This is a genomic window from Frateuria sp., assembly GCF_013362045.1.
Taxonomy (GTDB): Bacteria; Pseudomonadota; Gammaproteobacteria; order Xanthomonadales; family Rhodanobacteraceae; genus Frateuria_A.
The window spans coordinates 1-8423 of the sequence record NZ_JABFWW010000115.1 but is presented as its reverse complement, the minus strand read 5'-3'; the positions used below and the strand labels follow the sequence as shown (position 1 = coordinate 8423).

Genomic DNA, 8423 nt, shown 5'->3' with positions numbered 1-8423 from the left:
CCGAACCCTCACGCACCTGCCAGCGGCCCTCTCCCGATTGGAGAGGGTTCCGGTTTGCAGGTCGGGCCACGAACAACCCGTTCGCCCTGAGCGTAGCGCAGCGAAGTCGAAGGGCCGCCTCGAACGACAGCCCCCCGCCCGTCAGTCCTTCTTCCCGTCCTTCTTCTGCGCCTGCTGCTTCTTCCACGCCCGGAACGCATCCACGTGCGGCATGTCGCGCAGTACCTTCGAATGCGGGTCGATCACCAGCAGGCTGCCGGCCGGTACCGCGAGCTCGCCGATGCCATCGGCCATCGGCACGGTGTGCACCGTATGGCCCACCTGCACTTCCAGCGGCATCGGGAACGGTTCGCCGTGGCCGGTCACCCAATGCAGCCTCAGCGTATCGCCCTGGCGGGTGGTTTCCAGCTTCGGCAGCGCGGCGTCGTACAGGTAGACGTCGAAGAACCACTGGAGGTTCTTGCCGGTGACCTGGTTGACGATGTCGATGTACTCGCGCGTGCTCGCGTAGCGCGGCTTGAAGTTGCCGGGCTTGGGATCGGGGCGGCCATAGACCAGCCGGCGCACGCTCTCGAAGAACGCGTCGTCGCCGATCAGCCCGCGCAGCGTGTGCAGCACCAGCGAACCCTTGTAGTAGATGTCCAGGCCGGGGCCGGTCTTGCCGTCGTAGACCTGCTCCTCGGTCCTGCGTTGCCCCGACACGATCGGCGACCTGTTGGATACCGACAGTCGCTCGGTGTGCAGCATGGCGAAGTAGGCCATGTCGCCGACCAGGTACTGGCCGTAGAGCGGCTGCATGTAGGTGCCGAAGCCCTCGTGCAGCCACATGTCGTCCCAGTTGCGGTTGGTCACCTGGTTGCCGAACCATTCGTGCGCGAACTCGTGCTGCAGCAGCCAGTCGAAGCCGTACTCGCTCTTGGGGTAGCCGTTGCCGTAGGCGTTGAGGGTCTGGTGCTCCATGCCCAGGTGCGGCGTCTCGACCACGCCCATCTTCTCGTCGCCGAACGGATAGGGCCCGATCTCCTGCTCAAAGAAGTCGAGCATGCGCGGGAACTCGGCGAACAGCGCCTTGGCACCGGCCTCGTGCGCGGGCAGGTACCACAGCTCCATCGGGATGGTGTTGCCGTAGCGGCTGGCGTAGTTGCCCTTCAGCTCCTTGAACGGGCCGACGTTGATGGAGATCGCGTAGGTGTCCGGCTGCTTGATGCGCCAGTGCCAGGTGCGCGTGGCGCCGTGGTCCTCGATGTCGATGAGCACGCCGTTGCCCGGCGCAGCCAGCGCCCTGGGCACGGTGACGTAGGTGTCGACCAGGTCCGGCTCGCCGGTGGGCTGGTCGATGCAGGGCCAGAACAGGTCGCAGCCTTCGCCTTCGACTGCGCTCGCCACCCATGGCTGTCCGTCGTCGGTGTGGCTCCACACGAAGCCCCCATCCCACGGCGCGCGCTTGGCCACGTGCGGTTCGCCGCCATAGGCGATGGTCGTGCTGACGCTGCCGCCCTTGGCCAGCGGCTTGGGCAACCGGATGCGCAGGCGGCCGTCGGGATTGCTCCATGCCGACTTGTCCACCGGCTTGCCGTCGATCGCGATGCGGCGGATGGGCAGGTTGCGGTCCAGGTCCAGCAACAGCACGTCGGTCGCCTCGCGCGCCGTGAAGCGCAGCGTGGCTTCGCCATCGAGGTGGCGCCTGGCCGGGTCGACCGTGAAGTGCAGCTCCGCGTGGTCGAAGTTCAGGCGCGCCTGCTCGGCCGGCATGGTGCCGCCGGAGTCGAGCGTCTGCGCGGTGAGCTTGGGCTGCTCGACGGCGGCGGGCTCGGACGCAGACGCGCTCGCGCAGGCAAGGCCAAGCGTGACGCCGAGCGCCAGCAAGGACGGGCGTGGATGCATGGGCGGCTCCTTGGGTGCAATCCGGCAGCATGCCGCGTACATGGTCGTCGCGACAACGCCAGAAGTCATGCCGCTGCCGCGGGTAAGTCAGATGGCGTAGCCGAGGCGATCGATCAGCGGCTGCAGCAGGGGCAGCACCGGTTCGAACTGTTCGCGGTAGCCGTGCCAGCGGCCGACCGCCCTGGGATGGATGCGCTGGATGACCTGGGCATAGCTGGGCGTGCTGATGAAGCGCTTGTTCCGCGCGTGCTCGGCAAAGCGCGCCATGGGCGACGCATCGGCGATTTCGAGAAACGCAGCCAGGCGCGCGAGGTGACCGTCAACGTCGTTGACCACGGATTCGTAGCGCCACTCGAGCACCCGCGGCCCGAATACCTCCGCCTGCCGATACCACTGCTCGAAGGCCTGCACATAGCCTTGCGCAAGGCGCTGCAGCGACGAACACAGCACCATGAACGCCGGCGAGCGGAACGGCTGCATGCTGCAGCTGAGCAGCACGTCGCAGGGGTGGCGCAGGCACAGGATGATGCGCGAGCGCGGAAAGAGCCGCATGATCATCGGCAGGCACAGCATGTTGAGCGGATTCTTGTCGACCAGCTGGCGCTGCCCACGATCCGGCAGCACGCGCTCGACCATCCGGAAGTACACGGCGCGCAGCTGATCGGCCTCGCTCCCGGTCAGGTTCGCCAGGTCGCCGGGGTAGTGCTGGCCGGCCTGCTCCATGCGTTCGGTCAGCTCGTGGACGAAGGCGCGCTCGTCCATGGACTTGAAGTCCGGATGGGCATCGAGCATCTGCTCCAGCAGGGTGGTGCCCGAGCGCGGGAAGCCGACCACGAAGACCGGGCTCTGCCGGCCGTCGGGCGCGGGCAGCGGTTTCCAGCGGGCGTGCGCGGGGCGGTCGACCTCGGCCATCTGCAGTGGCTGGCTGTCGGGCGCCAGCAGTTCCGGCAGCACCTCGCGTGCGATCTCAAGTTGTGCCGCGTGCGCGGCGCCCAGGGCTTGCCAGGCCTCGGCGCGCTGGCCCAGCCGATCGCACGCGGAGGCCAGGCCGAACCCGGCGCTTGCACGGGTTTCGTCGTCGGTGGCGTACGCAAGCGCCTGCCGGTACAGCGCCGCCGCATCGGCCCAGGCACCGGCGCGCATGGCCAGCGCGGCGTGCGCGCGCCAACCGTCGGCGCGCACCTGGCCAGCGTCCTGCGGCAGCGCGTCGAGTACGGCGAGCGGCACCCGTTCCAGTGCCCGTTGCGCCTGATCGAGCTGGGTGTTGCGTTCGTGCAGCAGCACCTGCTGGGCGGCGATGCGCAGCCGCGTGGGCTCATCCGCGGGCCCGCCAGGCAACCGCGCCCGGGCCAGCGTGCGTAGCGCCGCGTCCGGCTCCCCCTGGGCCGACAGCATTGCGGCCAGGATCAGGGCCTGCTCGGCCGGTTGGGCGGGCCAGCCGTCGGCCCCGGCCAGCATGGCCTCCTGGCAGGTGTTGTCCCCGCAGACGTAGCAGGCGTACGCGGCCTGCAGGCGCGCCTCGATGAAGTCCGGCGCGCGTTCCGCCACATCGAGCAGGATCTCCCGCGCCAAGGGCCAACGCCGCTGCTGGGCGTAGAGCAGGCCGAGGTTGTAGAGCACGTCGGCGTCGTCCGGCGCCAGCGACCTTGCCCTGGACAGTGCCTGCTCGGCGGCCGCCATATCGCCACCCAGCCGGCAGGCGACGCCCAGGTTGTTCCAGTAGGCGGAGACCTCCGGCCGCCGCTGCGCCAGTCGGCGAAACGTCGTCGCGGCCTGGTCGTAGCGGCAGGTCGCCTGCTGCGCCACGCCGAGCAACAGCTGGATGCCTTCGTCAGCTCCGTCGCCGGCGTGTGCGGCAAGCGCGATGACGCGCTCCATGTCGCCGGCGTTATAGGCGCCGACCATGGCGCTGGCGAGGTCGGTGGCTGGAGGGGGCATGCGCTCTCGCTCGCGGTCGGGCGACCGCATTATGCAAGAGGGGTCGCGGAAGCTACCGCGACCCCTCGGGTGCCACCACGCCTTGCGGCGTTCGTCGGCGTTTACCGCATCAGAACTTCACCGTCGCACGCGCCCAGTAATAGCGGCCGAGCACGTCGTAGGTGGCGGTATCCACGTTGTAGTTCGAACCGTTCTGGTAGAGCAGCGGCGGCCGCTTGTCCATGATGTTGTCCACGCCCACGTCGAAGCGGGTGTGGATCGAGGGCACCGCATAGCCCAGCTGGATCGAGTGGTAGATCACCGAGGCCACCGGGATGTTCACGCCGGTGATGGCGGCGTCGGCGTTGAGGGCGGTCAGCTTGTTGATGTAGCGCGACTGCCACTGGGCGTTCCAGTTGCCCTTGTCCCAGTTGAGCGTGACCGTGCCGCGCCAGCGCGAGATGTTGCCGAATTGCGGGGTGAAGGTGCCGGCGTAGTTGATCGTCTTCGCGCCCGGTTCGCCGGGCGTGGCGTTGACGTTGTACGTCGAGGTATAGCTGGTGCTGAGGCCGGCCCGGAAGTTGCCCGGATCCATGCTGCCCACGTTGAAATGCGGGACCTTGTAGCGCAGCGTGTAGTCGATGCCGGTGGTGCTCAGGTTGCCCAGGTTGACCACCGGGGTGTTGATCAGGAACACCTGGCCCGGTTGCCGGCTGGTGGTGTCCTCGCGGTGGATGAACGAGCAGTACGGGCTGGCGCTGTTGTTGAAGCAGGAGCTGACGACGGTATCGGCCTGGATCGCCGTCAGCGTGTCGGACAGGTAGATGTGCCAGAAGTCGAGGCTGGTGGAGACGCCCGGCAGCCAGTCAGGATCGTAGACCAGGCCCAGGTCGATGGACTTGCCCTTCTCCGGCTTCAGCGACGCGCCCACCGTGGCGGCACCGGAGTAGAACGTGTTGACCTGCGCCGGCGAGTTGCCGGCCCAGTTCACGGGAACGTACTGGCAGGCCACCGGATGCGCCGCGAGTTCCGCCGCGGTGAGTCCGACGCAGGGATCGTTCAAGTTCGGTTGGACCAGCGTGCGGCCGTCGTAGAGTTCATTGAGGTTGGGCGCGCGGAACACCTGGGAGACCGTGCCGCGTACCAGCAGGTCGTCCGTCGGGCGCCACTCGATCGCGAGCTTGCCGTTGGTGGTGGTGCCGGTGGTGCTGTAGTTGGAGCTGCGCACGCCCAGGTCGACGTTCAGCGAGCGCACCCATGGCAGGTCGGAGAGCAACGGGATGAGCGTCTCGGCGAAGACTTCCTTGACGTTGAAGCTGCCGCGTCCGGGCGAGCCGCAAGCCTCCTGCAGGATCTGGCAGGTGGTGGTCACCGGATTGAGCACGGCAAAGTCGCTCACGGTGTAGTTCATGAACTGCTTGCGGTACAAGGCGCCGACGGAGAGCTGCACCGCGCCGGCGGGCAGATCCCACAGCTCGCCGCTGGCATCGACCTGGGCCTGCTTGGTGGACTGGGTGAAGACGTAGATCGGCGTCTTCACGCCGTTCTTCAACTGGTCGCCGACGCTGGCCTGGTTGAAGATGTTCGCGCCACCGTCGACGGCGGCCTGCAACGAGGGGATGTCCACCTCGTTGGTGTCGCGCTGGTCGCGTTTGGTGTGGCTGTAGTTGACCGATGCGTCCCAGATCCAGCTGCTGGTCTGGCCGAACTGGCCGCGCAACCCCGCGTTGATCTGGCCGGTGTTGGTGGTGTAGCTGTGCACGCGCGTGCCGGCGCCGGTGAGGCGGGTCTGGAAGTTGTAGCCGCTGTTCGGGTCGCCGGGGACGGGGTTCTGGCTGAAGGTGATGCCGAACGGATTGATTGGGTTGCTGGAATGGATGATCAGGCCGTCGCCGGTGCCCACCGGCGAGGGCGCATCCTGTCCGCTGGACACCGTGTGGTTGTAGAACGCATCGACGAAGGCGGTCAGGTTGTCGGTGAGGTTGAGGGTGCCCAGGACAAAGCCGTTGGTGCGCTTCTGCGCGGTCTGGATGTAGTTGAGCGCCGCATAGTTGTAGGTATCCGAGGCGAGACGGCAACGGTAGTCAGCCTGGGACGACCCGTCGCCCTGCGCCAGGGTCACGTTGGCGGTGCCGCTCGAATTGATCGTGCAGCCGTACTGGCTGGCGATCGATGCCGGCAACTGGATTCGGCCGGTCGGAATCGAGCTGGAGCCGGCGGCCACCACGGCACCGCTCGACAGGTACAACTGCTGCCTGGAGAACCTGCGCCTGGCGGCGAGCGTCTCGTCGTATTTGTTGTAGTCGATGCCGCCGGCGATGCTGTAGTTCTCGCCCGTCGTGCCTGCCGTAAGGTTGAAGCCGTGGCGCTTGGCATCGCCATGGCTGGAGATGCCGTCGTTCAAGCTGAACTGCGCGCCCTTGTAATTCTTGCGCAGGATGAAATTGACGACGCCGCCGATGGCGTCGGAGCCGTACACCGTGGAGGCGCCCTCGGCCAGCACGTCGACCCGCTCGATCATGTCCGGCGGGATCAGGTTGATGTCCGGGTTGGACATGCGCTGGCCATCGACCAGCACCAGCGTGCGGCTGATCCCCAGGCCGCGCAGCGAGACGCGCGACGCGCCGTCGCCGGCTTCCAGCAAGGGGCTGGCCACGCCGCCGCCGTTGCTGTTGTTCTGTGGGTTGGTGGCGTTGCCGGAGATGCTCGGCATCTGCTGCAGCACGTCGCCCAGCACGGGTTTGCCCGAATTGGTGATGGTGGCGCGATCCAGCGTCACCACCGGGCTGGCCGTCTCGATGTCCACGCGCTTGATCAGCGAGCCGGTCACCACGACGGACTGCAGGGTCTTGGCATTCTTCTTGGACGGCGGTGCCTGGTCGGCGGGCGCCGACTGATCGGTCGACTGCGGATTGTCCGGCGTCGACACTTGCGCCTGAGCCATCCCCGCCACCGAGAAAATTCCCGCACTCAACGCCAGACGCACCGCCAATGACAAGTGATTCAAGTCGTATTTCATGTGTTCTCCTCGGTGAGGTGGACCCCTGCTTCCCCATGCTCTTTTCCAAGCGTGCGGAGTATGCCTACAACAACTGTTTAACAAGCAAGTGCCCCTGCCCCCAGTCATGGTGCAGCGAAGTCCGCCTGGCCTCGTTCGCGGCCGGGTGTTAGCCGTCATCAGAACAAGGCGGCGCGAATCCGCTTGCCGACGCCAGCGCACTTGCCCGACCGATCGGGCACCGCGCAGCACAGCATGCTGATCTGCCGATGAGCTAGGGTCTTGGCGCGGACCGATTGAAGTCGCCGATGGCGGTGATCAGGTCGGCGGCAGGCAGCCACTCGATCGCGCACGCCACATTTCGCCGATCAAGCTGGCAGGAAGCGAGAAACTGGAGCGCCTCGACGTCATCGGGCCGGACCCCGGGCAGGCGCGCAAACGCCTGCTCGGCGAGCACGGCGCCGCAACGCCGCGAGCGCCTGCACGCGGCAGCTCGTGGCCCGCGCGCCTGGCGGGCCATCCATCGATGCCTTCATGCGCGGAGCGCACGGGGCAAGCACGCGAGCGCGATCACGCGCCAGCATCGTCCGTCCGGCCCAGTCGGACGGGCCAGCAGATCAGCGCGCGTAGCGGCCTTGCAGAAACGCGAACGCGGCGCGCAGGCCCATCGCCTCGCCGCCGCGCGGGCGGCCGGGGCGATCGGCGTCGTTCCAGGCGTAGGTGTCCAGGTGCAGCCAGGACAGGCCGTCGGGTACGAAGCGTTCCAGGTACAGCGCCGCGGTGATCGCGCCGGCATGCCGCGAGGGGCCGGCGTTGGCGAAATCGGCGATCGAGGACTCGAGCAGCTTGCGGTACGGCCGCCACAGCGGCAGCCGCCACAGCGGATCGGCCACCGCGCGGCCCGCCTCCAGCAGCGCCTCGGCGGCAGCGTCGTCGTTGGCGAACAGCCCGGGCAGGTCCGGCCCCAGCGCCACGCGGGCGGCGCCGGTCAGGGTGGCGAAATCCAGCAGCAGGTCGGGCTGCTGCTCGGCGCCATAGGCGATCGCGTCGCACAGGATCAGGCGGCCTTCGGCGTCGGTGTTGTCGACCTCCACGGTGTGGCCGGCGCGGGTGGTGATCACCTCGCCCGGGCGCATCGCGTTGCCGGCCACCGCGTTCTCCACCGCGGGGACCAGCAGGGTCAGCCGCACCGGCAGCTGCGCCTGCATCACCAGACCGGCCAGGGCGATCGCGTGCGCGGCGCCGCCCATGTCCTTCTTCATGTTGCGCATGCCGTCGGAGGGCTTGAGGTCGAGCCCGCCGGTATCGAAGCACACGCCCTTGCCCACGATCACCAGCTTCGGGTCGGAGCCCTTGCCCCAGGAAAGCTCGACCAGCCGCGGCGCACGGTGGCTGGCGCGGCCGACCGCATGGATGGTGGGAAAGTTGGCCTTGAGTAGTTCGTCGCCAACCCACTCGCGCAGCTTCGCCTTGTGCGCCTTGGCGAGCTGCTTGACCGCATCGGCGAGCTGCTCGGGACCCATGTCCACGGTGGGCGTGTTGACCAAGTCGCGCACGCGCGCGGTGGCCTCCACCAGCGGCGCGAGCGCGGCGAGGTCGGCGGCCGGCACCGCGAGCACAGCCG

Annotated in this window: 5 protein-coding genes; all 5 read right to left on the bottom strand. The window is 68.0% G+C overall.

Annotation, left to right across the window (positions count from 1 at the left end; all coding sequences use genetic code 11):
• Window positions 1-141: 141 nt before the first annotated feature.
• Window positions 142-1884, bottom strand: a complete 1743-nt coding sequence (locus HOQ08_RS05315; RefSeq protein ID WP_291192337.1) for a M1 family metallopeptidase — start codon at window positions 1882-1884, stop codon at window positions 142-144.
• A gap of 87 nt (window positions 1885-1971) precedes the next feature.
• Entirely contained in the window at window positions 1972-3822 is a 1851-nt protein-coding gene (locus tag HOQ08_RS05310; protein WP_291192336.1) for a sulfotransferase family protein, read from the bottom strand.
• Between the two features lie 109 nt (window positions 3823-3931).
• The gene (locus HOQ08_RS05305; RefSeq protein WP_291192335.1) at window positions 3932-6820 is read right to left on the bottom strand and encodes a TonB-dependent receptor; all 2889 of its coding nucleotides are present in this window, start codon (window positions 6818-6820) and stop codon (window positions 3932-3934) included.
• A gap of 253 nt (window positions 6821-7073) precedes the next feature.
• Window positions 7074-7256, bottom strand: a complete 183-nt coding sequence (locus tag HOQ08_RS05300; RefSeq protein WP_291192334.1) for a hypothetical protein — start codon at window positions 7254-7256, stop codon at window positions 7074-7076.
• Window positions 7257-7416: 160 nt separating this feature from the next.
• On the bottom strand, window positions 7417-8423 hold a 1007-nt coding region (locus HOQ08_RS05295), incomplete at its 5' end, for a leucyl aminopeptidase family protein (protein ID WP_291192333.1).

What these genes read in the sequence shown, in the direction of transcription:
- HOQ08_RS05310 (WP_291192336.1), bottom strand. Translation starts at nt 3,822, where the DNA reads ATGCCCCCTCCAGCCACCGACCTCGCCAGCGCCATGGTCGGCGCCTAT.
- HOQ08_RS05305 (WP_291192335.1), bottom strand. Translation starts at nt 6,820, where the DNA reads ATGAAATACGACTTGAATCACTTGTCATTGGCGGTGCGTCTGGCGTTG.
- HOQ08_RS05315 (WP_291192337.1), bottom strand. Translation starts at nt 1,884, where the DNA reads ATGCATCCACGCCCGTCCTTGCTGGCGCTCGGCGTCACGCTTGGCCTT.